This window comes from Streptomyces sp. NPDC005141, assembly GCF_053599975.1.
In genome coordinates, this window is the sequence record NZ_JBSFYW010000003.1 from 45,077 (window position 1) to 71,775 (window position 26,699).

Annotated in this window: 21 protein-coding genes and 1 pseudogene; 19 read left to right on the forward strand and 3 right to left on the reverse strand. The window is 71.8% G+C overall.

Annotated features, from left to right (window positions below):
• The first annotated feature begins 114 nt into the window (after nucleotides 1–114).
• The 4 genes from ACWD68_RS03085 to ACWD68_RS03100 all read left to right on the forward strand — a co-directional run bounded on the left by ACWD68_RS03085 (nucleotide 115) and on the right by ACWD68_RS03100 (nucleotide 3,925).
• The gene (locus tag ACWD68_RS03085) at nucleotides 115–1,389 is read left to right on the forward strand and encodes a sensor histidine kinase (protein WP_451804726.1); all 1,275 of its coding nucleotides are present in this window, start codon (nucleotides 115–117) and stop codon (nucleotides 1,387–1,389) included.
• Nucleotides 1,390–1,511: 122 nt separating this feature from the next.
• Nucleotides 1,512–2,183, forward strand: coding sequence for a response regulator (locus ACWD68_RS03090; protein ID WP_451804727.1), 672 nt, complete (start codon nucleotides 1,512–1,514; stop codon nucleotides 2,181–2,183).
• Nucleotides 2,184–2,226: 43 nt separating this feature from the next.
• Complete coding sequence (locus tag ACWD68_RS03095) at nucleotides 2,227–3,402, forward strand: cytochrome P450 family protein (protein ID WP_451804728.1); 1,176 nt, start codon at nucleotides 2,227–2,229, stop codon at nucleotides 3,400–3,402.
• Between the two features lie 31 nt (nucleotides 3,403–3,433).
• Nucleotides 3,434–3,925, forward strand: coding sequence for a hypothetical protein (locus tag ACWD68_RS03100; RefSeq protein WP_451804729.1), 492 nt, complete (start codon nucleotides 3,434–3,436; stop codon nucleotides 3,923–3,925).
• Nucleotides 3,926–4,128: 203 nt separating this feature from the next.
• Here the strand turns inward: ACWD68_RS03100 and ACWD68_RS03105 are convergent, their stop codons facing one another.
• Nucleotides 4,129–5,142, reverse strand: a complete 1,014-nt coding sequence (locus ACWD68_RS03105; RefSeq protein ID WP_451804730.1) for a Gfo/Idh/MocA family protein — start codon at nucleotides 5,140–5,142, stop codon at nucleotides 4,129–4,131.
• Nucleotides 5,143–5,270: 128 nt separating this feature from the next.
• On the opposite strand from ACWD68_RS03105, the gene ACWD68_RS03110 reads away from it, so the two are divergent.
• From ACWD68_RS03110 to ACWD68_RS03175, 14 genes and pseudogenes are all read left to right on the forward strand, one after another.
• Nucleotides 5,271–6,008, forward strand: coding sequence for a GntR family transcriptional regulator (locus ACWD68_RS03110; RefSeq protein ID WP_451804912.1), 738 nt, complete (start codon nucleotides 5,271–5,273; stop codon nucleotides 6,006–6,008).
• Between the two features lie 293 nt (nucleotides 6,009–6,301).
• The gene (locus tag ACWD68_RS03115; protein WP_451804731.1) at nucleotides 6,302–7,306 is read left to right on the forward strand and encodes a sugar ABC transporter substrate-binding protein; all 1,005 of its coding nucleotides are present in this window, start codon (nucleotides 6,302–6,304) and stop codon (nucleotides 7,304–7,306) included.
• A complete protein-coding gene (locus tag ACWD68_RS03120) occupies nucleotides 7,303–8,358 on the forward strand; it encodes an ABC transporter permease (protein ID WP_451804732.1) in 1,056 nt (351 codons plus the stop codon). The genes ACWD68_RS03115 and ACWD68_RS03120 overlap by 4 nt, the downstream gene beginning before the upstream one ends.
• Entirely contained in the window at nucleotides 8,355–9,176 is an 822-nt protein-coding gene (locus ACWD68_RS03125; protein ID WP_451804733.1) for an ATP-binding cassette domain-containing protein, read from the forward strand. Before ACWD68_RS03120 ends, ACWD68_RS03125 begins: the two co-directional genes overlap by 4 nt.
• A 129-nt stretch (nucleotides 9,177–9,305) precedes the next feature.
• Nucleotides 9,306–10,490, forward strand: coding sequence for an ROK family glucokinase (locus tag ACWD68_RS03130; RefSeq protein WP_451804734.1), 1,185 nt, complete (start codon nucleotides 9,306–9,308; stop codon nucleotides 10,488–10,490).
• Complete coding sequence (locus ACWD68_RS03135; protein ID WP_451804735.1) at nucleotides 10,487–11,068, forward strand: sugar kinase; 582 nt, start codon at nucleotides 10,487–10,489, stop codon at nucleotides 11,066–11,068. The genes ACWD68_RS03130 and ACWD68_RS03135 overlap by 4 nt, the downstream gene beginning before the upstream one ends.
• Nucleotides 11,069–11,194: 126 nt before the next feature.
• Nucleotides 11,195–14,188, forward strand: a complete 2,994-nt coding sequence (locus ACWD68_RS03140; RefSeq protein WP_451804913.1) for an SNF2-related protein — start codon at nucleotides 11,195–11,197, stop codon at nucleotides 14,186–14,188.
• Between the two features lie 779 nt (nucleotides 14,189–14,967).
• A complete protein-coding gene (locus tag ACWD68_RS03145; protein WP_451804736.1) occupies nucleotides 14,968–16,749 on the forward strand; it encodes an SWIM zinc finger family protein in 1,782 nt (593 codons plus the stop codon).
• Between the two features lie 185 nt (nucleotides 16,750–16,934).
• Nucleotides 16,935–18,230: a bifunctional 3-oxoadipate enol-lactonase/4-carboxymuconolactone decarboxylase PcaDC gene (pcaDC, locus tag ACWD68_RS03150; RefSeq protein ID WP_451804737.1), complete on the forward strand. Its 1,296-nt coding sequence runs from the start codon at nucleotides 16,935–16,937 to the stop codon at nucleotides 18,228–18,230.
• 60 nt (nucleotides 18,231–18,290) lie between these two features.
• On the forward strand, nucleotides 18,291–18,926 hold the full coding sequence (locus tag ACWD68_RS03155) for an MBL fold metallo-hydrolase (protein WP_451804738.1): 636 nt from the start codon (nucleotides 18,291–18,293) through the stop codon (nucleotides 18,924–18,926).
• A gap of 100 nt (nucleotides 18,927–19,026) precedes the next feature.
• Nucleotides 19,027–19,806, forward strand: coding sequence for an exodeoxyribonuclease III (locus ACWD68_RS03160; protein ID WP_451804739.1), 780 nt, complete (start codon nucleotides 19,027–19,029; stop codon nucleotides 19,804–19,806).
• A 284-nt stretch (nucleotides 19,807–20,090) separates the two neighbouring features.
• Nucleotides 20,091–20,531 carry a DUF6278 family protein gene (locus ACWD68_RS03165; RefSeq protein ID WP_451804740.1) on the forward strand — a complete coding sequence of 147 codons (441 nt, stop codon included), beginning with the start codon at nucleotides 20,091–20,093 and terminating at the stop codon, nucleotides 20,529–20,531.
• A gap of 171 nt (nucleotides 20,532–20,702) precedes the next feature.
• Nucleotides 20,703–21,446: an amino acid ABC transporter ATP-binding protein gene (locus ACWD68_RS03170; RefSeq protein WP_451804741.1), complete on the forward strand. Its 744-nt coding sequence runs from the start codon at nucleotides 20,703–20,705 to the stop codon at nucleotides 21,444–21,446.
• Between the two features lie 390 nt (nucleotides 21,447–21,836).
• Nucleotides 21,837–22,085: pseudogene (locus ACWD68_RS03175) on the forward strand (amino acid ABC transporter permease); the annotation flags it as partial.
• A 48-nt stretch (nucleotides 22,086–22,133) separates the two neighbouring features.
• On the opposite strand, the gene ACWD68_RS03180 reads toward ACWD68_RS03175, so the two are convergent.
• Together ACWD68_RS03180 and ACWD68_RS03185 are read right to left on the reverse strand one after the other, a co-directional pair.
• Nucleotides 22,134–23,708, reverse strand: coding sequence for a CocE/NonD family hydrolase (locus ACWD68_RS03180; RefSeq protein ID WP_451804742.1), 1,575 nt, complete (start codon nucleotides 23,706–23,708; stop codon nucleotides 22,134–22,136).
• A gap of 169 nt (nucleotides 23,709–23,877) precedes the next feature.
• Nucleotides 23,878–24,684: a hypothetical protein gene (locus ACWD68_RS03185; protein WP_451804743.1), complete on the reverse strand. Its 807-nt coding sequence runs from the start codon at nucleotides 24,682–24,684 to the stop codon at nucleotides 23,878–23,880.
• Between the two features lie 103 nt (nucleotides 24,685–24,787).
• Between ACWD68_RS03185 and ggt the strand changes: the two genes are divergently transcribed.
• Nucleotides 24,788–26,599 carry a gamma-glutamyltransferase gene (gene ggt, locus ACWD68_RS03190; protein ID WP_451804744.1) on the forward strand — a complete coding sequence of 604 codons (1,812 nt, stop codon included), beginning with the start codon at nucleotides 24,788–24,790 and terminating at the stop codon, nucleotides 26,597–26,599.
• Nucleotides 26,600–26,699: the final 100 nt, after the last annotated feature.

Below are 26,699 nucleotides of genomic sequence, written 5' to 3' on the forward strand. Positions count from 1 at the left end.
AGTCGCGGGGTGCCGCGCCCTCGGCCCGACGAAAGTCTGAAGTGGGCCGACTTTGGTCGGTGACCGTGCTCGCGGGGAGGTGGCGGCGAGTTCGGCTGCGTAGATTTGTCGACCGTGAGTGGTGACAATCCGGCGCCCGCGCCGCGTGACGTACCCGCGTCGACCCTGCGGGGCCGACGCTGGCTGCTGCCCTCGGCCGTGGTTGCGGAACTCGACCCCGACGCGGAGCGTGCGGGGCGCTCCGGACGGCCGCGGCGCACGGTGCGCGACTGGATCGTCGACTTCGGCTGCTTCCTGCTGGCCGTCGCCGTCGGCCTCGCGGCCGCGAACACCCTGACCGACGACCCGAACACCCCGCACGGCCTCGCCGTCGCCGACCAGTGGATCGGCGCGCTCGCCTGTGCGGCGGTCTGGCTGCGCCGACGCTGGCCGCTGGGGCTCGCCGTTGCCATGATCCCGGTCGGGCTCGTCGCGAACACGTCGGGCGGCGCGGGCCTGGTCGCCCTCTTCACCCTCGCCGTGCACCGGCCCTTCCGGTACGTGGCCTGCGTCGCTGGCGTCCAGCTCGCGCTGATCCCGGCGTTCTTCTGGCTGCGGCCCGACCCGGACCTGCCCTACCTCGCCGCCGTCGCCGTCACCGCTCTGCTCACCTCGGCGTTGGTCGGCTGGGGCATGTTCGTCCGGTCCAAGCGGCAGCTCATGCTGAGTCTGCGGGACCGGGCGCGGCGGGCCGAGACCGAGGCGGCGCTGCGGGCCGAGCAGGCGCAGCGGCTGGCCCGCGAGGCGATCGCGCGCGAGATGCACGACGTGCTCGCGCACCGGCTCACGCTGCTGAGCGTGCACGCGGGGGCGTTGGAGTTCCGGCCCGACGCGCCCCGGGAGGAGGTCGCCCGGGCCGCGGGGGTCATCCGGGAGAGTGCGCACGAGGCCCTGCAGGATCTGCGCGAGATCATCGGGGTGCTGCGGGCCGGGGACTCCGAAGACGCGGGGCGGCCGCAGCCGACGCTCGCGGCGCTCGACGGGCTGGTCGCCGAGTCGCGCTCCGCCGGCACGAAGGTCGTTCTCGACAACCGTGTCGCCGACCCGGCCGCGGTGCCCGCGTCCGTCGGCCGTACCGCGTACCGCATCGCCCAGGAGGGGCTGACCAACGCCCGCAAGCACGCGCCCGGCGCGGAGGTCACGGTGACGGTGCGGGGGGCCGCCGGGGACGGCTTGACCGTGACCGTCGCCCATCCCGCGCCGCCGGGTGAGGTGCCGAAGGTGCCGGGGTCCGGGCAGGGGCTGATCGGGTTGACGGAGCGGGCGACTCTGGCGGGAGGGCGGCTCGAGCACGGGGTGGTGGGGGACGGGGGGTTTCGGGTTCGGGCGTGGTTGCCGTGGGGTGGGTGAGGGTGGTGCCTCGGCGGTTCTCGGATGCGGGGCCTCGGCGGTTCCCGGGCGGGTCCGGTGGGTGGGTCGGGTAGGGGTGGAGGGGGCCATGGACTGCTGGGGGAGCTGGTTAGGTGGATTCCATGACTGCGATTCGTGTGCTGCTCGTCGATGACGACCCCTTGGTGAGAGCGGGGCTGTCCCTCATGATGGGCGGCGCCGAGGACGTCGAGATCGTCGGTGAGGCCGCCGACGGTGGCGAGGTGGAGGCACTCGTCGACCGCACCCGGCCCGATGTCGTCCTGATGGACATCAGGATGCCGACCGTCGACGGACTGACGGCAACCGAGCGGTTGCGCGGACGCGAAGAGGCGCCCCAGGTCGTGGTCCTGACGACCTTTCACGCCGACGACCAGGTGCTGCGCGCGCTGCGGGCGGGCGCGGCCGGCTTCGTCCTCAAGGACACACCGCCCGCGCAGATCCTGGCGGCGGTGCGCCGGGTCGCGGCCGGAGACCCGGTGCTGTCGCCCACCGTCACCCGTCAGTTGATGGAGCACGCCGCGGGTTCCTCCCTCGACACCCGCAGATCCGGGGCGCGTTCACGGGTGGCTGGACTGAACGAGCGGGAGCGCGAGGTCGCCGTGGCCGTCGGGCGGGGGAGTTCGAACGCGGAGATCGCCGCCGAACTGTTCATGAGTGTCGCCACGGTCAAGACGCACGTCTCGCGGATCCTGGCCAAGCTCGATCTCAACAACCGTGTACAGATCGCCCTGTTGACGTACGACGCCGGACTGCTGGACGAGGGCGGGCACTGATCGGGGCCCTCGGGCGTTGGTGGGGGTGACGGGAGGGGGAGTCGTGATCGACCTGGGGGAGTACGGGGCGCGGTTCACCGAGAACCCGCACCCGGTCTACGCGGAGTTGCGCGCGCTCGGTCCGGTGCACCGGGTGCGGCTGCCGTCGCCGGACGTTCACCACGAGACCTGGCTCGTCGTCGGGTACGAGGAGGCGCGGACCGCGCTCGCCGACCCGCGGCTGGCCAAGGACGCGGAGAAGATCGGGGTCACGTTCCTCGACGAGGAGCTGATCGGCAAGCATCTGCTGGTCGCCGACCCGCCGCAGCACACCCGGCTGCGGACGCTCATCGCGGGCGAGTTCACCGGCCGCCGGGTCGCGGCACTGCGCCCGCGGATCCAGGAGATCACCGACGGACTGCTCGACGCGATGGTGCCGCGCGGCCGCGCCGACCTCGTCGAGTCGTTCGCCTATCCGCTCCCGCTGACCGTCATCTGCGAGCTGCTCGGGGTGCCCGAGCCGGACCGGGCCGCCTTCCGCGCGCTGTCCACGGAGGCGGTCGCGCCCACCAGCGCCGAGAGCGAGAACCGTGCCTTCGTCGAACTCGCTTCCTATCTAGGTGAGTTGATCGAGTCTAAGCGGCGCACGGGTCCCGCGGACGACCTGCTCAGCGGGCTCATCCGTACCACCGCGCAGGACGGTGACCGGCTGTCGTCGCGGGAGTTGGGCGGCATGGCGTTCGTGCTCCTGGTCGCCGGGCACGAGACGACGGTCAACCTCATCGCGGGAGCGGTCCGGGCTCTGCTCGGCCATCCCGACCAACTCGCCGCACTGCGCGCCGACATGACGCTCCTCGACGGCACGATCGAGGAGACGCTGCGCTACGAGGGGCCGGTGGAGAACGCGACCTTCCGTTACGCCGCGGAGCCCCTCGACATCGGCGGCACGGCGATCGCGTCCGGTGAGGCGGTGATGATCGGCCTCACAGCGGCGGATCGTGACGGGGTGCGCTATCCGGCGCCCGACCGCTTCGACATCCGGCGCGAGGCCCGCGGACATCTCGCCTTCGGGCACGGCATCCATTACTGTCTGGGCGCGCCGCTGGCCCGGATCGAAGCCCGCGTGGCGCTCCGCTCCCTGCTGGATCGGTGCCCGGACCTGGCGCTCGACGGACCGCCGAGCGGATGGCTGCCCGGCATGCTGATGCGAGGCGTGCGCCGTATGCCGGTGCGCTGGTGAGCGGCCCGGTGCCGCGTGAGGAGCGTGGACCGTGCTGCGTACGGCGGAGATCACCGCGGAGCTGACCGGCCTGGAGGACTCCCACCGGCTCTACTGGCGCTCCCAGTTGGAGTTCAGCCTGGACTGCTTCATCTGTGAGCGGATCGGGCGGACGACGGTGTTCGACCGCGGGGCCGAGCAGGCGCTGTGCTCCGGAAGCCGCAGCGGATTCAAGCGCCACCACACCGCCGCCAGGCTCACGGGGTTCGACACGACGAGAGGCCCGGAGCGGCTGGCGGTCCGGGCTCTGATCGACTTCTGGTGGGCGCCCTTCACCGACACCCGCGACGGCATCAAGGCCGCCGCGCCCACCAGCCACCCCTGGGTGCGGCTGCCCCTCGCCTACTACTGTCCGGACGCGAAGGAGTCGGGCACCGGCAGCATCCAGACCAACCTGGTGCGGCCGCACCGGCTGACGTGCAAGCACTGCGACCGACTGCTCGGCGTCGACCGGGAGACCCCGGCCGTGCGGCTGCTCGGATGAGCGACCGCGCGGCGGCCGGGGCTCGTGCTTGGGCCGACGGCTGTGAGGGGCTGTCGGCCCTAAACCCGAGCACCGAGGTCGTCGATTCCCGGCCCCCGCGGTCGCACACCGGGGCCTGCGGTCGTACTCCTGATCCCCGCCGTCGGCCCCTTTGACACGCGGCGTGTCTCTGGGTGCGGAGTGGTGCGGACTGCGCGCCTCCCTCAGTCCCGGACGCCCGGGATCTCCGCCGGTGAGACCGCGCGTCGCTCGCGCCGCGACAGCTCACAGGCCTCGGCGATGCGCAGCGCCTCCAGCGCCTCGCGGCCGTCGCAGGGGTTCGGGCGCTCACCGCGGACCACCTCGACGAACGCGGCGAGCTCCGCCTCGTACGCGGGGCCGAAGCGCTCCAGGAAGCCCGTCCACGGCTTGTCCGCGGGCGGCGGTCCGGCCGGTTCGGTCGAGGCGATCGGCGTACGGTCGTCCAGGCCGACGGTGATCTGGTCCAGTTCGCCGGAGAGCTCCATGCGGACGTCGTAGCCCGCGCCGTTCACCCGGGTTGCCGTCGCCGTCGCGAGCATGCCGTCGTCGAAGGTGAGGACGGCCGCGCCGGTGTCGATGTCGCCGGCCTCGCGGAACATCGCGGGCCCGGCGTCGGAGCCGGTCGCGTAGACCTGGACGACCTCGCGGCCGGTGACCCAGCGCAGCATGTCGAAGTCGTGGATCAGGCAGTCGCGGTAGAGCCCGCCGGAGAGCGGGAGATAGTCGGCCGGCGGCGGCGACTGGTCGGACGTCATCGCGCGTACGGTGTGCAGCCGGCCGAGCCGGCCCGACCGCACCGCCTCGCGGGCGACCGTGTAGCCCACGTCGAAGCGGCGCTGGAATCCCATCTGCAGAACCGTTCCGGCTGCGTCCACCTCGGCGAGCGCGGACAGCGTGCCCGCCAGATCGAGCGCTATGGGCTTCTCGCAGAAGACCGGGAGCCCGGAGCGTGCTGCCCGACCGATCAGTTCGGAGTGGGCCGAGGTCGCGGCGGTGATGACCACCGCGTCCACGCCCCAGGTGAAGATCTCGTTCACGCTGGGCGCCGCTGTCGCGCCCAGCCGGTCCGCCAGTCGCTGGGCCCGTGCGGGGTCCGCGTCCGTGACGATGAGGGAGCCGCCGACCTCACGGTGACGGCTGAGAGTGGTCGCATGAAATGTACCGATACGACCCGCTCCGATGAGTCCGATGCGCATGGGAACAAAGTGAGGGCCGACCCGCCGTGCTGTCAATGCTTTGTCCGGACAATCGAACTTCACAACTTCCCGTCAACATCTCCCGGAGCTACGCTCGGGCCGTGCCCAAACCAGATGTGGATCCGACCGTGTCGCTCCAGCTCAGCGTCGACCGCAGCAGCCCGGTCCCGCTGTACTTCCAGCTGTCGCAGCAACTCGAGGCCGCCATCGAGCACGGAGCACTGACCCCGGGCAGCCTGCTCGGCAACGAGATCGAGCTCGCCGCGCGGCTCGGCCTGTCCCGTCCCACGGTCCGCCAGGCCATCCAGTCCCTCGTCGACAAGGGCCTGCTCGTGCGGCGCCGCGGCGTCGGCACCCAGGTCGTGCACAGCCAGGTCAAGCGCCCCCTGGAACTCAGCAGCCTCTACGACGACCTGGAATCGGCGGGCCAGCGTCCCGCGACCCAGGTGGTCGTCAACACCGTCGAACCGGCGTCCACCGAGGTCGCCGCCGCCCTCGGGGTGGCCGAGGACAGCGAGGTCCACCGTGTCGAGCGGCTCCGTCTCGCGCACGGTGAGCCGATGGCGTACCTCTGCAACTTCCTGCCCCCCGACCTGCTGGAACTCGACAGCGACCGGATGGAGGCCACCGGCCTGTACCGGCTGATGCGCGGTGCCGGCATCACCCTGCACAGCGCCCGCCAGTCCGTCGGCGCCCGCGCGGCCAGCGCGGAGGAGGGTGAACGGCTCGGCGAACCGGCCGGGGCTCCGCTGCTCACCATGCAGCGCACCACCTTCGACGACACCGGCCGCGCCGTCGAGTTCGGCTCCCACATCTACCGCGCCTCGCGGTACTCCTTCGAGTTCCAGCTCCTCGTACGGCCGTGACCCGCTCGCCGGCGAGCGCCGTGACGGCGACCGGCGTGGCGGGTACGTCCCCGGATCCTGACGGGCTCGTGCGCAGGCCTCCGAGTGCCCCCGTCGACACCACCTGAACGGCCCCGCCACGCCCCTGAAGTGCACCGCGCGCGGGACCCGCTGGTCGGGTGGATGATCCCCGTGATCGATACTTGGTCGTTTGGGCCGGTTCGACACCGGCCCCGAAGGGCCCGCGGAAGGGCCCCCGGGCCGATCTCCTTGGCCCGGCGCACCAAGGAGCACGGCAAGAAGGGCAAGGCCTCGTGGCACGGACTCGGACCTGGGTGACCATCGCGCTGGCAGGGGCGCTGACGGTGTCCCTCGCGGGATGCAGCAGCACCGGCGGGAAGCGGGCCGAGGACGCCCGCAAGGCGGCGGAGGCCCATGGCAGGGCCGTGGTGGACACACCCCGGTGGACCTTCGCGATGATCACCCACTCGGGCGATGGCGACACCTTCTGGGACATCGTGCAGAAGGGCGCCCAGCAGGCCGCCGACAAGGACAACATCAACTTCCTGTACTCGCACGACGACGAGGCCCAGCAGCAGGCACAGCTCGTGGACGCCGCGGTCGACAAGAAGGTCGACGGCATCATCGTGTCGCTGGCCAAGCCGGACGCCATGAAGGCCGCGGTCGCGCGCGCCCGCAAGGCCGGCATCCCGGTGATCACGGTGAACTCCGGCTCCGAGGAGTCGAAGGCCTTCGGCGCGCTCACCCACATCGGCCAGGACGAGACGATCGCCGGTGAGGCGGTCGGCGAGGAGCTGAACAAGCGAGGCCGCAAGAAGGCCCTGTGCGTCCTGCACGAGCAGGGCAACGTCGGCCACGAGCAGCGCTGCGCGGGCGTCAAGAAGACGTTCGACGGCACCGTGCAGAACCTCTACGTCCAGGGCACCAGCATGCCCGACGTGCAGTCGTCCATCGGCGCCAAGCTCCAGGCCGACGGGTCCATCGACTCGGTCGTCACGCTCGGCGCGCCGTTCGCGGACACCGCGGTCAAGGCCAAGGAGGACGCGGGCAGCAAGGCCGAGATCGACACCTTCGACCTGAACGCCAAGGTGGCCGCCGGGCTCAAGGACGGCACCCTCGGCTTCGCCGTCGACCAGCAGCCCTACCTCCAGGGCTACGAGGCCGTGGACCTGCTCTGGCTCTACAAGTACAACGCGGACGTCCTCGGCGGCGGCAAGCCCGTCCTCACCGGACCGCAGATCATCACCAAGGACCAGGCCTCCGAGCTGGAGCGGTACGCGGATCGGGGGACCCGATGACCGCCACGGCACCCGCGCCGACGCCCGGCCCCAAGACCGACGAGCGGCTCCTGAGGACCTCGCCCCTGCGCAAGCTGATGAGCCGCCCCGAGCTCGGCTCCGTGGTCGGCGCGGTCGCGGTCTTCCTCTTCTTCGCGATCTTCGCGGACAGCTTCGTACGGGCCGCGAGCCTCAGTACCGTCCTGTACGCGGCGTCGACCATCGGCATCATGGCCGTCCCGGTCGCGCTGCTGATGATCGGCGGCGAGTTCGACCTCTCCGCGGGCGTCATGGTCACCAGCTCCGCGCTGATCTCGTCGATGTTCAGCTATCAGATGACGGCGAACGTCTGGGTCGGCGTGGTCGTCTCGCTCTTCGCCACCCTCGCCATCGGCGTCTTCAACGGCGTGATGCTGACCCGTACCGACCCGCCGAGCTTCATCATCACGCTCGGTACCTTCCTGATGCTGACCGGCATGAACCTCGGTTTCACCAAGCTGATCAGCGGAACGGTCTCCACCAAGTCGATCTCCGACATGGAGGGCTTCTCCTCCGCCAAGGACGTCTTCGCCTCGACGATCACCATCGGCGGCGTCGACTTCAAGATCACCATCCTGTGGTGGCTCGTCCTGGTCGCCGTGGCCACCTGGATCCTGCTGCGCACCCGCGTCGGCAACTGGATCTACGCCGTCGGCGGCGGCGAGGAGGCGGCCCGCGCGGTCGGCGTCCCGGTCGACAGGACCAAGATCGGCCTCTACATGGGCGTCGCCTTCGGCGCCTGGATCTCCGGCCAGCACCTGCTGTTCTCGTTCGACGTCGTGCAGTCCGGCGAGGGCGTCGGCAACGAGCTGATCTACATCATCGCGGCCGTCATCGGCGGCTGTCTGATCACCGGCGGCTACGGCTCCGCGGTCGGCGCGGCCGTCGGCGCGCTGATCTTCGGCATGGTCAGCAAGGGCATCGTCTTCGCCGAGTGGAACCCGGACTGGTTCAAGTTCTTCCTGGGAGTGATGCTGCTCCTCGCGACCCTGCTCAACCACTGGGTCCGCAAGCGCGCGGAGGCGACGAAGTGACGACGGACAAGACGACCGAGGAACCCGCCGCCACGGACGGCACGGCGCTCGTCGAGCTCGACGACGTCAGTAAGTACTACGGCAATATCCGCGCCCTCGAAGGCGTCTCGCTGGAAGTTCGCGCGGGGGGCGTCACCTGCGTGCTCGGCGACAACGGCGCGGGCAAGTCCACCCTCATCAAGATCATCGCGGGCCGTCACCAGCACGACGGGGGCACGCTGCGCATCGACGGCGAGGAGACCCGGCTGTCGTCCCCGCGCGAGGCCCTGGACCGGGGCATCGCCACCGTCTACCAGGACCTCGCCGTCGTTCCGCTGATGCCGGTCTGGCGGAACTTCTTCCTCGGCTCCGAGCCACGGAAGGGCTTCGGCCCGTTCAAGCACCTGGACGTCGACCTCATGCGGCGGACGACCCACGCGGAACTCCTGCGCATGGGCATCGACCTCCGTGACGTCGACCAGCCGATCGGCACCCTCTCCGGAGGCGAGCGGCAGTGCGTGGCGATCGCCCGTGCCGTCCATTTCGGCGCCAAGGTCCTGGTCCTCGACGAGCCCACCGCCGCCCTCGGCGTGAAGCAGTCCGGTGTGGTCCTCAAATATGTGGCCGCCGCACGGGACGCCGGACTGGGTGTCGTGTTCATCACCCACAATCCGCATCACGCGTACCTGGTGGGCGACCGTTTCGTCCTGCTGAAGCGCGGCACCATGTCGGGCAGCTACACCCGGGACGGGATCACGCTGGACGAGCTGACGCGCCAGATGGCGGGCGGGAGCGAGCTGGACGACCTGCGGCACGAACTGGAGAACCGCGCCGTGTGAGGCGGGCCGTGCCGTGACCCCTACGGCTCCCGCGACCGGCCGGGACCGGCCGCAGGCGGCCCACGCGTCGCGCGCGTCCCCGCGCTTCCACGGTGCGGCCCCGGTGCGGCGTAGGGCAGAATCGGCGCGATGAGCACCTACCGCGACCTCGCGCTCCCCCGAGCTCTCGGCTCCGCTCGGGCAGGGGGCACCTCCATGGGCTCCGCGCGGGCCACCGTCCTGCGGACCGTGGGGACACGCGAGCGCCGTTCCCATCTGACGGCACCCCGCGTCCCCACCGTCGGCATCGACATCGGCGGGACGAAGGTGATGGCGGGCGTCGTGGACGCCGACGGCAACATCCTGGAGAAGGTCCGCGCCGAGACGCCGGACAAGTCCAAGAGTCCCAAGGTCGTCGAGGACACCATCGTCGAACTGGTGCTGGACCTCTCCGACCGGCACGACGTGCACGCCGTCGGCATCGGCGCGGCCGGCTGGGTCGACGCCGAGCGCAGCCGCATCCTGTTCGCTCCCCACCTGTCCTGGCGCAACGAGCCGCTGCGCGACCGCCTCGCGGGGCGGCTCGCCGTGCCCGTCCTGGTCGACAACGACGCCAACGCCGCCGCCTGGGCCGAGTGGCGCTTCGGCGCCGGGCGCGGCGAGGACCACCTCGTGATGATCACGCTCGGTACCGGCATCGGCGGCGCGATCCTGGAGGACGGCCAGGTCAAGCGCGGCAAGTTCGGTGTCGCCGGCGAGTTCGGCCATATGCAGGTCGTGCCCGGCGGCCACCGCTGCCCGTGCGGCAACCGCGGCTGCTGGGAGCAGTACAGCTCAGGCAACGCGCTGGTCCGCGAGGCCCGCGAGCTCGCCGCCGCCGACTCCCCGGTGGCGTACGGGATCATCGAGCACGTCAAGGGCAACATCGGGGAGATCACCGGCCCGATGATCACCGAGCTGGCCCGCGAGGGCGACGCCATGTGCGTCGAACTCCTCCAGGACATCGGTCAGTGGCTCGGCGTCGGCATCGCCAACCTGGCAGCCGCCCTCGACCCTTCCTGTTTCGTCATCGGCGGCGGTGTCAGCGCGGCCGACGACCTGCTGATCGGCCCCGCGCGCGAGGCCTTCCGCCGGCACCTCACGGGCCGCGGCTACCGCCCCGAGGCCCGGATCGCGCGCGCCCAGCTCGGCCCCGAGGCCGGCATGGTCGGCGCCGCCGACCTCGCGCGCCTGGTCGCCCGCCGCTTCCGGCGCGCCAAGCGCCGCCGCGTGGAGCGCTACGAGCGGTACGAGCGCTACGCCGAGTCCCGTCGCACCACCCAGGAGTCGCTGTGACGGCCTCGCTGCCACGCCAGGCGTCGCCCCCGGACGAGCCGCGGCGGCCGCCGGAGGACCCGCGCCACAAGTTCCGCCGCCGCGCCCTGACACTGCTGATCATCGTGCTGCTCATCGGCGTACCGGCCGGCTACCTGGTGATCTCCGCCAACCAGAGCCGCAACAGCGGCAAGGACAAGGAGGAGAAGTACTCGGCGACCGGCCTCACCTCCGGCTGGCCCTCACGCGTCCAGCGCCGCCTCTACCAGGTGCCCATCCCGGGCAGGTCCACCGACGTCGCGTACTACGAGACGAACAACTGGAAGACCAGTCGGCTGTACGTCCAGTTCGGCACGAACGAGGCGGGCCTCGACAAGTTCCTCGCGGACGTCGGCACCAGCCGTGACGCCCTGGAGAAGGGCGACATCACCATCGGCGGCCGCGACCAGAAGGTCGTCGGCTGGGAGTTCACGGGGCCCGGCCCCTGGTGGGGACTCGTCCACAAGCAGAAGGACCCCGCACCCACCCAGGACATCGTCGTGAACCGCTCCGAGCCCGGACACCCCATGGTGTACGTCGTCTCGCGCACGATCCCGTAGCCCGCCCCGGACTGCCCGCCTCCGCCCCCGCGCCCGCCCGGCGCGGCCCTGGGAGCCGATTGTCAGACCCCGCCCGTAGAGTCGAAGACAACTGATTCGACCGAGGGGCGGGAGGTGACCGGGCGTATGCGGGACGGGGTGGACGTGGTGGCCGAGCGGGTGCGTTCCGTGGGTGCGCCCCCGGCACGGGCACGCTCCGCGTACGCGGCGGACCCCCCGGCACGGGAGCTCACCGCGCGGCCGCTTCCCGACCAGCCGCCCTCCGTGCGGCTCGCCGCCGTCTTCCTGCCCGCGCCGCTGCCCCGCGAGGGGCGGATCGCGTTCTGGGACCCGGAGGGCGACCCTCTGCCCACCGAGGAGCACGGGGAGAGCGGGCCGCCGGGGGAGCACCCCGAAGGCGCGTCGACGGCCGCACCCCGCGCGGGAGAGTCCGCGCGTGAGCACACCGAACTGACGGTCGTACGGCCGCACGGCGCGGGAGTCCGCAGGAGCACCGTGCCCGCACTGACCCTCTCCGTCGGCGAAGCCCTGCCGCTGCTCGCGGGGGCCCGCCGGAACCCCGCCGCGCATCCCGCCACCGCCTGCTGGGGCGCCGCCGCGCTGCACGCGCTGCGCCTCGTCGCGCGCGGGCGGCTGCTGCCCGGGCTCACGCCCGAGGGCTTCGACTCCTGGCGAGCCGGCCCACTGGACCAGGACGACATCGCCCACCTGAGGTCGGTCGCCGCGGCCCTCCCGTACGAAGGACACGCCGTACCGCTGCCCGGCAAGGGGCCGATCCGGCTCCCCGAGCCGGAAGCGCTGATGCGTTCCTTCCTCGACGCGGTCGCCGACACACTGCCGCGTACCCCTGCCGCGCCGTACACCTCCGGCAGGCCCTTCGCGGCGCGCGAGCCGCAGCGGCTGGCCGGGGCTCACGACTGGGCCGCCGAGGTCGCCGCGGGCATGGACGCGGGCGTCCGGATCTCGCTGCGCCTGGACCTGGCCGCCCACCAGCTCTTCGACGACGGCGAGGGAGCGCGGCGCGCGGGTGCCGCCGTCGTCCAGGTGCACAGCCTCGCCGACCCCACCCTCGTCGTCGACGCCGCCGCCCTGTGGGCCGGGGACGCCGACGAGGTCTTCGGACCCCGCGCGCGCGTCGACGCCGCCCTCGCCGTCCGTCGCGCCGCCCGGGTCTGGCCACCCCTGGACCACCTGTCCGAACAGGACGTGCCCGATGTGCTCGCCCTCTCCGAGGAGGAGCTGTCGGATCTGCTCGGGGTCGCGGCGACCCGCCTCGGCGCGGCCGGTGTCGCCGTGCACTGGCCCCGGGACCTGGCCCACGACCTGAGCGCCGCCGCGGTGGTGCGCCCCGCGCCCGGGTCGGCGACCGACGGGACCGGATTCTTCGAGAGCGAGGAACTCCTCCAGTTCCGCTGGCAGTTGGCCCTCGGCGGAGATCCGCTCAGCGAGGCCGAGATGGACGCCCTGGCCGAGTCCCACCGACCGGTCGTCCGGCTGCGAGACCAGTGGGTCCTGGTCGACCCGGCGCTGGTCCGCAAGGCCCGCAAGCGCGAACTGGGGCTGCTCGACCCCGTCGACGCCCTCTCCGTCGCGCTCACCGGAACCGCCGAGGTCGACGGCGAGACCGTCGAGGCGGTGCCGGTCGGCGCGCTGGCCGCGCTGCGCGACCGCCTCACGGCGGGCGTGACCCCCGTCGAGCCGCCCCCCGGCCTGGACGCCCGCCTGCGGGACTACCAACTCCGCGGCCTCGCCTGGCTGGACCTCATGACCTCCCTCGGGCTCGGCGGCTGCCTCGCCGACGACATGGGACTGGGCAAGACCGTCACGCTCATCGCGCTCCACCTGCGGCGGTCCCGCAGCGAACCGACCCTGGTGATCTGCCCCGCGTCGCTCCTCGGCAACTGGCAGCGGGAGATCACCCGTTTCGCGCCCGGTGTCCCGGTGCGCCGCTTCCACGGCCCCGACCGCACTCTCGAAGGTCTCGACGGCGGCTTCGTCCTCACCACGTACGGAACGATGCGGTCGGCCGCCCCCCACCTCGCCGCGCAGCGCTGGGGCATGGTCGTCGCGGACGAGGCGCAGCACGTCAAGAACCCCTACTCGGCGACGGCGAAGGCCCTGCGGACGATCCCGGCCCCCGCGCGCGTGGCACTCACCGGCACACCCGTGGAGAACAATCTCTCCGAGCTGTGGGCCCTGCTGGACTGGACGACCCCGGGGCTGCTCGGCCCCCTCAAGTCCTTCCGCGCCCGGCACGCGCGCGCCGTGGAGAACGGCGAGGACGACGAGGCCGTGGCCCGACTGGCCCGGCTGATCCGCCCGTTCCTGCTCCGCCGCAAGAAGTCCGACCCCGGGATCGTGCCCGAGCTCCCGCCCAAGACGGAGACGGACCACCCCGTCCCGCTGACCCGCGAACAGGCCTCTCTCTATGAGGCGGTCGTCCGTGAGTCCCTGCTGGCGATCGAGACCACCGACGGCATCGCCCGCAGGGGACTGGTCCTCAAGCTCCTGACCTCCCTCAAACAGATCTGCAACCACCCGGCGCTCTTCCTGAAGGAGGACGCGCAGGCCGCCGCGCACGGCCCCTCCGCCCGTTCCGGCAAACTGGCCCTGCTCGACGAGCTGTTGGACACCCTGCTCGCCGAGGACGGTTCCGCACTGGTCTTCACGCAGTACGTGGGCATGGCCCGCCTCATCACCGCACATCTGACCGCCCGCGCCGTCCCCGTCGAGCTGCTGCACGGCGGCACACCGGTCGCCGAGCGCGAGCACATGGTGGACCGCTTCCAGAGCGGGGCGACCCCGGTCCTCGTGCTGTCCCTCAAGGCCGCCGGCACCGGCCTGAACCTCACCCGCGCGGGCCATGTCGTCCACTTCGACCGCTGGTGGAACCCCGCGGTCGAGGAGCAGGCCACCGACCGCGCGTACCGCATCGGCCAGACCCAGCCCGTCCAGGTCCACCGACTCATCACCGAGGGCACGGTGGAGGACCGCATCGCCGAGATGCTCGAGGCCAAGCGGGCCCTCGCCGACGCGATCCTCGGCTCCGGCGAGGCGTCCCTGACGGAACTGACCGACCGCGAGCTGTCGGACCTCGTATCGCTTCGGAGGTCGACATGAGCGGCGCCGAGGGCGAGGAGCGGCGCGCGGCGGAGGCAGGGAGCGGCGAGCGGGCCGACGGCGCCGATCGGCCATGTCCCGCGACCGGGGACCGGCCGGCCGACGAGGCTCGTCGGGCGTTGCGTGCTGCCCGGGAGAAGGAGTCCGCTTCCTCCGAGGTGCCCAGGGGGTCCGAGGGGGCGTCCTCTCCGGGAGCCAGGCCGAGCGACGCGGCCCGCGAGGCCCTTCGACGGGCGACTGCGGCAGCCAAGGTCGCTGGTGCTGGTGCTGGTGCTGGTGCCGGTGGTGCCGGTGGTGCCGGTGGTGCCGGTGGTGGCGCGGGTGCGGCTGAGGGGAACGGCGTCCGGGACGGCGAGAGCGCGGGTTCGGGTGCGTACCCGGATGCGGGTTCGGACAGCCACTCCGATGCAGATTCGGACGCCGATGCAGATTCCGACACCGATGCCGGTGCCCGCGTGCGTGATGTGCCGCTTCCCGCATCCGACGGTGCGGCAGCGGCCGGCTCGGGTCAGCGCACCGCCGAGGTCCCGTTGGAGCCTGCGGAAGCGACGGAGCCCCTGCCGACCGGCCGTTCCGGCGCGGAGACCGTGGGAGGCGCACGCCCTGGTGACATCGCCCGCGAGGCGTTGCGCGCCGCGCGGGACGAGGCGAGGCGCGTTCGGACCGAGGGGACGGCGGGCGACGGGGGAGGAGCAACAGGGGCAGCGGGCAAGGGAGTCGGCCCACGGCGTCGGTCCGCCAGGACGTCATCGGCCGGCTCCCGAGGGCGACTGAGTCCCGTGAACCCCGCGAGCGGGGACCGGGAATCCCGGGCGCGGGAGCTGCGCGATCTGCTCGCGGGTGCCTTCCAGTTGCCCCCCGACGTGGTCGCCGACACCGAACACCCGTCTCATCCCGCCGACACCGGGCACGCGGCGCACCCCGCCGACGTCACCGGTGAGGCCACTCGTGACCGGGACCACGGGGAACCCGCGCACCCCGCGGCCGGGAGGGACACCTGGGCGGCCACCGAGTCGGTCGCCTCGGGATCTCTCGGCCCCGAGCCCTTCACCACCGATGCGGGCGCCCCAGGGTCCCTCCGCCCAGGGTCTCTCGACCCGGAGTTCCTCCACCGTGAGGCCTTGCCCCCGGAGTCCCCCACCGCTCGGCCCGCGCCGTCCGGGACCGCCCGCGAGGCAACTCCCGAGTCGCGCCGGGCTCACCCCGCTCCCCCCTCGCGGGCCGACGCCCACACCTCGGTCGGCACCACCGGCGGACCGGCGGCCGCCTCCGTCCCCGCCGAGCGCCTTCCCCGCTCCATGGCTTCCCCCGGCCGTGACGGTGAGTTGCGCCGTACGTTCCCGCGCTTCCCCGCGCGGGTTCCGGAGGCCGACGCGTTCGCGGAGACGTGGTGGGGCAACGCATGGGTCGGGGCGTTGGAGGAAGGGGCACTGGACGCGGCGAGGTTGGCGCGCGGGCGGACCTATGCCGGGCAGGGGTACGTCGACGCCATCACCGTCACCCCGGGTCTGGTGCTCGCGTATGTGCACGGCAGCCGCCCGCGGCCGTACCGCGTCCAGGTGCGCGTGCGGACGCTGGCCGACGACGACTGGGACCGGTTCCTCGACGCCGCCGCCGAGCGGCCCGCGCACATCGCCGCGCTGCTCGACAAGGAGATGCCCAAGTCGCTCGCGGACTGCGGCGTCGAACTGCTCCCCGGCCCCGGCGAACTCGAACCGCATTGCAGCTGCCCCGACTTCGGGCACCCCTGCAAGCACGCGGCCGCGCTCTGCTACCAGATGGCGCGGCTGCTGGACCAGGACCCGTTCGTCCTGATGCTGTTGCGCGGCCGTGGTGAACGCGAGCTGCTCGACGCGCTGTCCCGGCGCAACGCCGCCCGCGCGGCCCGTGCGGCCCAGGAACGGGAACCGGCGCCGCTGCCCGGCGTGCGCGCCCGCGACGCCGTCGCGCGACGCGTGCTGCCACCCCTCCCCGCTCCGCTGCCGCCACCCGCGCATCCCGAGCAGCCGCCGACCTATCCGGGTGCGCCGGGCGGCCCGGACCCGTTCGCGCTGGACCAGTTGGCCACGGACGCGGCCGCCCGCGCGCACGCGCTGCTCACCTCGGGCCGCGATCCCGTCGCGGAGCTGACGCTCTGGCAGGACGCGGTGCGTATCGCGGCGGCCCGCCCCGGTTCGGGTCTCACCGCCGCCACCCGCGCCCTCTACGCCTCGCTCGCCTCCGCGACCGGCCGTACGCCGGCCGACCTGGCGCGGGCCGTCGCGGCCTGGCGGCAGGGCGGGTTCGAGGCGCTCAGCGTGCTGGAGGAGCCGTGGGACCCTCCGGCGGGCCGGTTCGACCGGGCCCGGCCGCTGCTGCTGGCCGCGGACCTCCCGGCCTTCCGGCCCTGGCGCAACCACCTCACCCATCCGCGCGGCGACGCCCAGCTCCGCCTCGGCCGGAACGGCCTGTGGTACGCCTACGAGTCCGAGCCGGGCCACGACGACTGGTGGCCCCGCGGCACCCCCGACCTCGACCCGGTCGGCGCCCTGACGGGTCTCGGCGCACCGGGCGAATTCTGACACGGACCGGATTCCCGAGCCGGTCCAAGTCGGTCCAAATCGGTCCGATCCTGTCAGAGTCGGTCCGTCGGACCCTGCGCGAGTGCTCCGACCAGGGCTTGGACACATGTGGCGGACCGGTGTGGGCGCCGTGGACGGATGGGCCCCATTTCCTCCCGCGCGGGGGCGGAAGTTAGCGTGGGGCGGTGAGTGAGACGAAGACCCCTGCCCTTCAGTACCGCATCGACGGCCCGGAAGACGCCCCGGTCCTCATACTCGGCCCCTCGCTCGGCACCACCTGGCACATGTGGGACAGGCAGGTTCCGGAGCTCGCGAAGAGCTGGCGGGTCTTCCGCTTCGACCTGCCGGGACACGGCGGGGCCCCCGCGTATCCGGCCGGATCGGTGTCCGAACTCGCCGGGCGGCTGCTCGCCACGCTCGACCAGCTCGGTATCGGGCGTTTCGGGTACGCGGGCTGCGCGTTCAGCGGGGCCCTCGGGATCGAGCTGGCGCTGCGCTGTCCGGAGCGGATCGCCTCCCTCGCGCTGATCGCCGCCTCGCCCCGCTTCGGCACGGCCGACGAGTTCCGGCAGCGCGGGGTGATCGTGCGATCGAACGGGCTCGACCCGATCGCCCGTACCTCGCCCGAACGCTGGTTCACGAGCGGCTTCGCGGCGGCCCAGCCCGCGATCACCGAGTGGGCCGTGCAGATGGTGCGCACCACCGACCCCGGCTGCTACATCGCGGCCTGCGAGGCGCTCGCAGCCTTCGACGTGCGGGCCGAACTGGGCATGGTCGGTGTGCCCACGCTGGTCCTGGTCGGCTCCGACGACGAGGTCACCGGGCCCGCGGAGGCGCGAACCCTGGTCGCCGGGATACCGGACGCCCGCCTCGCGGTCGTGCCCGGTGCCTCGCACCTGGTTCCCGTGGAGCAACCGGCGGCCGTCACGGACCTGCTCGTACGGCACTTCTCCATGGCCTGGCAGCCCGCGTTCGACTCGTCCACCGGTCAGATGGCGGTCCAGGTCGCGCCGGCGCAGTCCCTCGCGGTGGTACCGCCGCAGGTCGGGCCCTTCGCCGAGATCGCCCCGGCCGTCGTACCGCCCGAGGTCATGGGACGGCCCGATCCCTACGACGCAGGGATCAAGGTGCGGCGTGAGGTGCTGGGAGACGCGCACGTCGACCGGGCGCTGGCCTCGGCGGACGAGTTCTCCGGGGACTTCCAGGAGTTCATCACGCGGTACGCGTGGGGCGAGATCTGGGACCGGCCCGGGCTCGACCGGCGCTCGCGCAGCTGTGTCACGCTCACCGCCCTGGTCGCGGGCGGCCACCTCGACGAGCTCGCCTTCCACACCCGCGCCGCCCTGCGCAACGGTCTGACCCCCGTGGAGATCAAGGAAGTGCTGCTCCAGACGGCCGTCTACTGCGGTGTGCCGGCCGCGAACAGCGCGTTCAAGGTGGCGCAGCAGGTCATCCGGGAGGAGACGACACCCCAGGAGTGAGCGGGCGGTGACGTCCGCGGGGGTCCTGCCTCCGCACGGGTGCGGGGGCAGGATGGACCCATGAAGCTCACGAAGAAGTCGCACGCCTGCGTCCGTCTCGAAAAGAACGGGCGGACGCTCGTCATCGATCCCGGCGGTTTCAGCGAGACGGACGCGGCCCTGGGCGCGGACGCCCTTCTCGTCACGCACGAGCACCCGGACCACTTCGACGAGGAGCGGCTGCGGGCGGCCATGGAGGCGAACCCGGCGGCCGAGATCTGGACGCTGCGGTCGGTGGCGGAGAAGGTCTCCGCCGCCTTCCCCGGCCGGGTGCACACCGTCGGCCACGGCGACACGTTCACCGCCGCCGGTTTCGACGTCCAGGTGCACGGCGAGCTGCACGCGGTGATCCACCCGGACATCCCCCGCATCACCAACGTCGGCTATCTCGTCGACGGCGGCCGCGTCTTCCACCCCGGCGACGCCCTCACCGTCCCGGACCGGCCCGTCGAGACGCTGATGCTCCCGGTGATGGCCCCGTGGAACAAGATCTCCGAGGTCATCGAGTACGTCCGCGAGGTCAAGCCGCAACGCGCGTACGACATCCACGACGCCCTGCTCACGGACCTGGCCCGGCCGATCTACGACCGCCAGATCGGTGCCCTCGGCGGCACCGACCACCTGCGGCTCACGCCGGGGGCGTCGGCGGAGGTCTGAGCCGGCCGTCTGCGAACCGGCGGCTCTCCCGCACTGTCCTCGCGGCGCCCGGGTGTCACGGGCGGACCCGTTGTCGTACCCGCCCGGTAGGTTGTGAGGCATGCGCATCGCCACCTGGAACGTGAACTCGGTCACCGCCCGTCTCCCGAGGCTGCTGGCCTGGCTGGAGAGCAGCGGCACGGACGTGCTCTGCCTCCAGGAGGCCAAGGTCGCCGCCGAGCAGTTCCCGGTAGAACAGCTGCGCGAGCTGGGCTACGAGTCCGCCGTGCACGCCACGGGGCGGTGGAACGGCGTGGCGGTGATCTCGCGCGTCGGCCTGGAGGACGTGGTCAAGGGCCTGCCCGGCGACCCCGGGTACGAGGGTGTGGAGGAGCCCCGCGCCGTCTCCGCGACCTGCGGCCCGGTCCGCGTCTGGTCGGTGTACGTGCCGAACGGCCGCGAGGTGGGCCACGCCCACTACGCGTACAAGCTCCAGTGGTTCGAGGCACTGCGTGCCGCGGTCGGGGGCGACGCGGCGGGCAGCCGGCCCTTCGCGGTGATGGGCGACTACAACGTGGCTCCGACGGACGACGACGTCTACGACGTGGCGGCGTTCGAGGGCCTCACGCATGTCACCCCGGCCGAGCGGGCCGCGCTGGTCGCCCTGCGTGAGACGGGCCTGTCGGACGTCGTCCCGCGCCCCCTCAAGTACGAGCACCCGTACACCTACTGGGACTACCGCCAGCTCGCCTTCCCGAAGAACCGCGGTATGCGCATCGACCTCGTCTACGGCAACGCGGCGTTCTCGACGGCGGTCAAGGACGCGTATGTCGACCGCGAGGAGCGCAAGGGCAAGGGTGCCTCGGACCACGCGCCGGTCGTCGTGGACCTGGACGTCTAGGCTCCACCCCCAGCACGGCGTGGCCGGGCGATGTCCGCAAGGACACCGCCCGGCCACGCCGCGTTCCGGCCCGCCCACCTCAACTGCCCCCTCGCCGCCCTCCGGTGGCGAGGGTGATCAGCGTCGAGCGGGCATGGCCACCGGGGAAGATGTGAGGGGGTCCGGGAAGCGGTCGGAGGGCGGCACGATTCGCCTGATTCCGTGATCAACTGCCGCAAGATACATTCTTGTCAAATGCCGGGAACGCGGAGCTTCGGCGATCGCACCCCACGGAGAGGCCGGTCATGAACATCCCTTTCTTGGACAAGTGGCGCAAGCGGCATCCGGTACGGCGGGACCAGGCCCTCGCCGCCGCCTTCGAGGACGATCCGGCCGGCGTCGCCGAGTTGCTCTCGGAATGTGAACTGCTCCGCTCCCACGCCGCGGCCGTCGGCCTCGAACTGGACGACACCCCGGCCTCGTTGGCGGCGCTCGACCAGCTCCTGCCGCTGTGGCGCGACGACCCGGAGGCGCTGCCCTGGCTCGGCAACGACGCCGGCCTCTATCTCGGCACGGTCGTGGTGCGCACGGTGCCGGGCGCGGCCTGGCACGTCTGGCCCGGAGGCAGCCCGGCGGTGCGTCTCGCCTCGGGCCGCGAGATCCCGGTCGTCGCGGCCGGGCTCGACTGGGCCGTACAGGGCGTCCCCGAGCTGTCCCAGATGTACGCCGAGGCCGCGGAGGCCTAGGACCTGCCCGAGAGGGCCGGGGGGCATCCGGGGGATGGCCGGAGTGTCGTGACGGGCTCGTGATGCAGCCTCAAATACGGTTAATTGCCCTGCGTGCGTGTCGCCCTTTAAGTACCGATTTGCGTAGATAGTTTGCGCTGACCGACACAGCCGAGAGTGGGCAGGACCGGGATGGCCGTCGATCCGTTGATCGAGCTGCACGACGTCAACAAACACTTCGGGGAGCTGCATGTTCTGCAGGACATCAACCTCACCGTCGGCAAGGGGGAGGTGGTCGTGATCATCGGCCCGTCCGGGTCCGGTAAATCGACGCTGTGCAGGGCGATCAACCGGCTCGAGCCCATCGAGTCGGGGACGATCAAGCTCGACGGGCAGCTGCTCCCGGACGAGGGCAAGTCCCTCGCGCGACTCCGCGCCGAAGTGGGGATGGTGTTCCAGTCGTTCAACCTCTTCGCGCACAAGACGGTCCTGCAGAACGTCTCGCTCGGCCAGACGAAGGTCCGCGGCCGCAAGAAGGAGGAGGCCGACAAGCGCTCGCGGGAACTCCTGGACCGGGTGGGCCTCGCCTCCCAGGCCCCGAAGTACCCCGCTCAGCTCTCCGGCGGACAGCAGCAGCGTGTGGCCATCGCCCGCGCGCTCGCCATGGACCCCAAGGTGATGCTGTTCGACGAACCGACCTCGGCGCTCGACCCCGAGATGATCAACGAAGTCCTGGAGGTGATGCAGCAACTCGCGCGCGACGGCATGACCATGGTCGTCGTCACGCACGAGATGGGCTTCGCGCGCTCCGCCGCCAACCGTGTCGTCTTCATGTCGGACGGCCGCATCATCGAGGACCGCACCCCGGAGGAGTTCTTCGTCGACCCGCGCAGCGACCGCGCCAAGGACTTCCTCTCCAAGATCCTCAAGCACTGAGCGGGAGCGCACCGCATGATCCGTACCGCACGTGTGTCCGCGCGCCCGCGAGCGCTCACCGCACGGCTCGCCGCGGCCACCGCGTGCGGCGCGCCGGACCGTCCGCCCGCCCCGGGACCTGTCCCCGGACAGATCCCCGACTGCCCGGTCCCGCAAGGGATTCAGCACCTGAAATCCCTCACTCCGAAGCGGGCGTGCGATCGCGCACGCCTCATCGCCCGCGCCAGGGAGGCCCAGCCGTACGGCTGCGCCAGGGAGGCCCAGCCGTACGGCCGTCGTGTCCCGCGCGGGGCCGACGTGCCGGGCCGCACGGCCCGGAAGCTGCCGCTGGGCCCCGGACCGGCGGTGATCTTCCTGGTGCTGACGATGCGGCAGCGGTCCGCGCCCTTCACCTACGAGGAGTTCCCTCACACCGGGAAGCTGATCGCGGCGAACCTCGACTACGATTTGCCGTTCATCCCCGTGGTGACGGTGATCTCGCCGATCTGCATCGGGATGTGCGTGTTGCTCTCCTGGTTCGCCCCGCGGGCGTTCCGGTGGGAGCGGCGCAGTCCCGAGACCGAGGCCGTGGACGTGGCTCCGGCCGAACCAGGGACGCTGCTGCCGGGTGGGGTTCCCCCCACCGCCCCGACACCGTAGGGGGAGCAGCAGCTCACAGGGCCAGGCCCGGCCGGCGGCAGCCGGAGATCACTGCTCGCGCAGGGGCACCGACACATAGGACGGGTCGTGCTCCGGGGAGGAGAAGGTCAGCTGCGCGCCGGACGGGTTGTGCTCGATGTAGAGCGGGTCGACCGTGTCGACCACCAGGGCGAGACGATGCCCTGCCGGGACGTCGTAGGCGGTGGAGAACAACTCCAGGTCCAGACCGAACGGCTTGCCGGGCGTCTGCCCATGGAAGGTGTACGGCGCGTTGCTGACCAGCTTGCCGAGGCCGAGCGGGCCCACGTCGTAGAGGTAGGCGACGAGGGTGCCGCTCTCCTTGGTGCCGGTGACCGTCGTGTGCAACCGGGCGGTGCCGCGTATGTGTTGGGCGCTCGCGTACTTCTCCGACTGCCACACCGCCGCCCAGTAGCGCGGCAGCAGCGGGATCGAGGCGATCGGCGGGATCCGCGTGAGCTGGTCGAGGATGCTCGACAGGAAGATGACCCCGCCGTCCGCGCCCGAGTCGACGTTCGTGTGGATCCTGGTGGTGCCCCCGAGGGCGATCTTCCGCGTGGTCGCGCCGATCGACTTCCAGTCCGGATAGCCTTCGTAGCCGCCTGTGGAACGGGACTTGAGCTGGACCGGCTGTTCGCCTTCGATCCCGTTGTCCTCGCCCGCCAGATAGTGGTCGAACCAGCGGCCGGTGTCGGTCCACACATCGTTGGGGAGCCCGAGCAGGCCGGTCAGCTCGGCGGTGGCGTGGTCGCCGGGGCGGAACTCCAGCCGCTTGGGTCCGGTCAGCTCCTCGTAGAACGTGGCGTACTGGTTGGGCGAGAAGATCGTGTCGCCCCAGGTGTTGGCCATGAAGACGGCGGCGCCGTTCTTGTTGATCTGGTCGACATAGGTCCCGGGGGAACGTTTCTTCCCCCAGTCGATCAGGGCCTGCTCCTGCGACAGGTTCGAGGCGAAGAAGTCCTTGAACACCTGCTGGGTCTCGGCGCTGGGACGGCCGGTGATGTGCCCGACGCCGTTCAGCAGGGCGGCCGCCTGTGCGTGCTCGGTACGCCCGGAGTAGATCGACTCGGTCAGGTCCGCCCAGCCGCTCAGCGCCGCGACCGCCTTGATGCGCTTGTCGTGCGCGGCGGCGAGCAGGCTGATTCCGGCGCCGTAGGACATGCCCGCCACGCCGACCCTGCCTGGATCGGCGGGAGTGTTCGCGAGCGCCCAGTCGATCACCTTGGACACGTCGGCCGTGTCACGAGGGCCCCCGACCTCGATCTCGCCGCCCGACTGCCAGAAGCCGCGGACGTTGTAACTGACCACCACATAGCCGGAGTTCGCGAGCTTCTGGGCTTGCGCCAGGTACTCGACCTGGGGCAGGCCCCAGCTCGTGGGCAGCACGATGAGCGGGTAGGCGCGGGAGCCGTCGGCTCCCGCGGGGGTGACGACATTGCCCTTGAGGGTCGTGCCGCCGTCTCCGGAGATGTCGACGAAGCGGATACCGTTCGTGCCGCCCGCGGCCTGGGCGGCGGGGGCCAGGCCCAGACCGGCGGCGGCGATGAGTGTCGCGGAGACGGCACCGACGGCGGATGTGCGCAGGGCATTGCGACCGTGTCCCAACGGGTCACTCCTCACATGGTCAGTGCAAAGTGACCCGACGGTAACCTCAGTGGCTTACCTGAAGTAACCCGTCGGTAAGTTACGTGCGGGTAACGATTGTTGAAGTGTTCATTTCATGAACGGGATCTCGTCCGCCCTGGCCCGCGCGGACAGCCGGAATGCGTCGGTGTCAGGTACGCCGACGCGACCGGGTCGTGGTCGGTACCGCTGAGGACTTCTCGCCCTCTTCGGGGTCTGGTGCCGTGGGCGGTGGCGTCGGCAACGGGGTCTGGGCGGCGCGGGTGACGTCTGCGACGACTTCGACGACATCGGGGCCGTACGCCTGGGAGTTCACGACCTTCAGAAGCAGTACGAAGCTGCTGCTGCCGTGCTTGCGGGCGAGGCGTGTGTGGTTGCGGGCGAGATAGCGGGTCGCCGCCTGGTTGGTGATCGCGCGCTGGCCGCAGAAGAGGAAGACCGGTCTCGCGTCACGGGTCTGCCCCGCGGTCAGCCGGGCGAGGATCACGTACTCGGCCTTGCCCCCCTCCAGTCGGAAGCGCTCGCTGCCGATCTGGAAGGCACCCCGGTCGGGCCCTGGCTCGGAATCGACGTTGACGCGTATGCCGGGCAGCAGGGAGTGCAGATGCGCGGCCATGCGCCGGTTCGACGCCGGCCCGCCCACGCAGAACTCCGTACGCTCCCCGAAGCCCTGCTGCGTCGCGTCGTGCGCGATGACCTGGGCGTGCGCGCCGCAGTCCTTGATCAGTGCGGACAGTTCGAGAAGCGCGAACACGTCATGGCGCATCACCGTGAGCTCGGGGCCGCCCGCCTCGCGGTTCACCACCAGCAGCGACTCGGAGTTGTCGGGCAGTCCGAAGAACGCCTGCTTGCGGCGGAGCTTGCGCTTCCACAGATAGGTACGGGCGAGCCAGCCGAGCGCGGCACTGATGCCGGCCGCCAGGACGCCGAGGACGATGTTGCGCACGTCGTCATTCATGTGCGCGCATGCTAGCGGGCTCGCGAAACGGTGTTCGAGGGGGCCTGACGCGGGCATGGCGGGGAAGTTACGCTGCGCAGACGGCTGTTGACTGGAGGTACGGATGCGTCGCCCTCTTGCGCGGAATCTGGCGGTCCTGGCGGTTTCGACCGCGGTGGTGTCGGTCGGTGCGGCGGCGCCACCCGGGGCACCGGCCGCGGTCGCGAAGTCGCCCGCCGCGAAGGTGCCCGTCGCGGTCGGCTACGGCGGCGCCGTGGCGAGCGTCGACGCGGACGCTTCCGCCGCCGGCATCGAGGTCCTGAAGAAGGGCGGCAACGCCGTCGACGCGGCCGTCGCCACGGCGGCGGCCCTCGGCGTCACCGAGCCCTACTCGTCCGGCATCGGCGGGGGCGGCTACTTCGTCTACTACGACGCCAAGTCCCGTACGGTGCGCACGATCGACGGGCGCGAGACCGCGCCCCTGAGCGCCGACTCCGGGCTGTTCCTGGAGAACGGCAAGCCGCTCGCCTTCGCGGACGCCGTCACCAGCGGGCTGGGCGTGGGCACACCGGGCACGCCCGCCACCTGGCAGACGGCCCTGGACGCGTGGGGCAGCAAGGGCCTGGGCAGCGTCCTGAAGCCCGCCGAGCGCATCGCCCGCGCCGGGTTCACGGTCGACGCGACCTTCCGCTCGCAGACCGAGTCCAACCAGGCCCGCTTCAAGAACTTCCCCGACACCGCGAAGCTCTTCCTGCCCGGCGGCGCGCCGCCGGTCGTCGGATCGACCTTCAAGAACCCCGATCTGGCGCGCACGTACGAAGAGCTGGGCAGGAAGGGGACGGACGCGGTCTACGGCGGCAACCTCGGCCGGGAGATCGTCCGTACCGTCAACAAGCCGCCCGTGGACCCGGCGTCCGGCTACAACGCCCGCCCCGGCAAGCTGTCCCTGGACGACCTCGCGGCGTACGAGGCGAAGCGCCAGGCGCCCACCAGGACCTCGTACCGCGGTCTGAAGGTCTACTCGATCGCACCCTCCTCCTCCGGCGGCACCACCGTCGGCGAAGCGCTCAACATCCTGGAGGGGACGGACCTTTCGAAGGCGAGCGAGGCGCAGTACCTGCACCGCTACATCGAGGCGAGCCGGATCGCGTTCGCGGACCGGGGCCGCTGGGTGGGCGACCCGGCCTTCGAGGACGTACCCGCCAAGGGCCTGCTCTCGCAGAAGTACGCGGACGGGCGGGCCTGCCTCATCAAGGACGACGCGGTGCTGACGAGCCCGCTCGCGCCGGGCGACCCGAGCAGTCCCGCCGCGTGCGCCACCGCGGGGACGGCCGCCCCGACGACGTACGAGGGCGAGAACACGACCCATCTGACGGTGGCCGACAAGTGGGGCAACGTCGTCGCCTACACGCTGACCATCGAGCAGACCGGCGGCAGCGGGATCACCGTCCCGGGGCGCGGCTTCATCCTGAACAACGAGCTGACGGACTTCTCGTTCGCGCCGGCCAACCCGGCCGTGCACGACCCCAACCTGCCGGGTCCCGGCAAGCGTCCGCGCTCGTCGATCTCGCCGACCATCGTGCTCGACCGGTACGACAAGCCCGTCGTGGCGCTCGGTTCACCGGGCGGCGCGACCATCGTCACGACCGTCCTGCAGACGCTGACCGAGTTCGTCGACCGCGGCCTCCCGCTGGTCGACGCGATCGCCACGCCCCGCGCGAGCCAGCGCAACGCCGCCCAGACGGAACTCGAACCGGGCCTGTACGACAGCCCGTTGAAGGCGCGGCTCGAGGCCATCGGCCACTCCTTCAAGGCGAACCCGGAGATCGGCGCGGCAACGGGCGTACAGCGCCTCGCGAACGGCAAGTGGCTGGCCGCCGCGGAGAAGGTGCGGCGGGGCGGAGGATCGGCCATGGTGGTGCGGCCCACGCCGTAGCGGTCCTGCCGCGGGGCGACGGGACAGCCCTCTCGCCCCGCGGCAGTCGACTCCCCGAGCGGTCAGCGCGCCGTCAGGATGCGGGGCCCGCTTCCGTGAT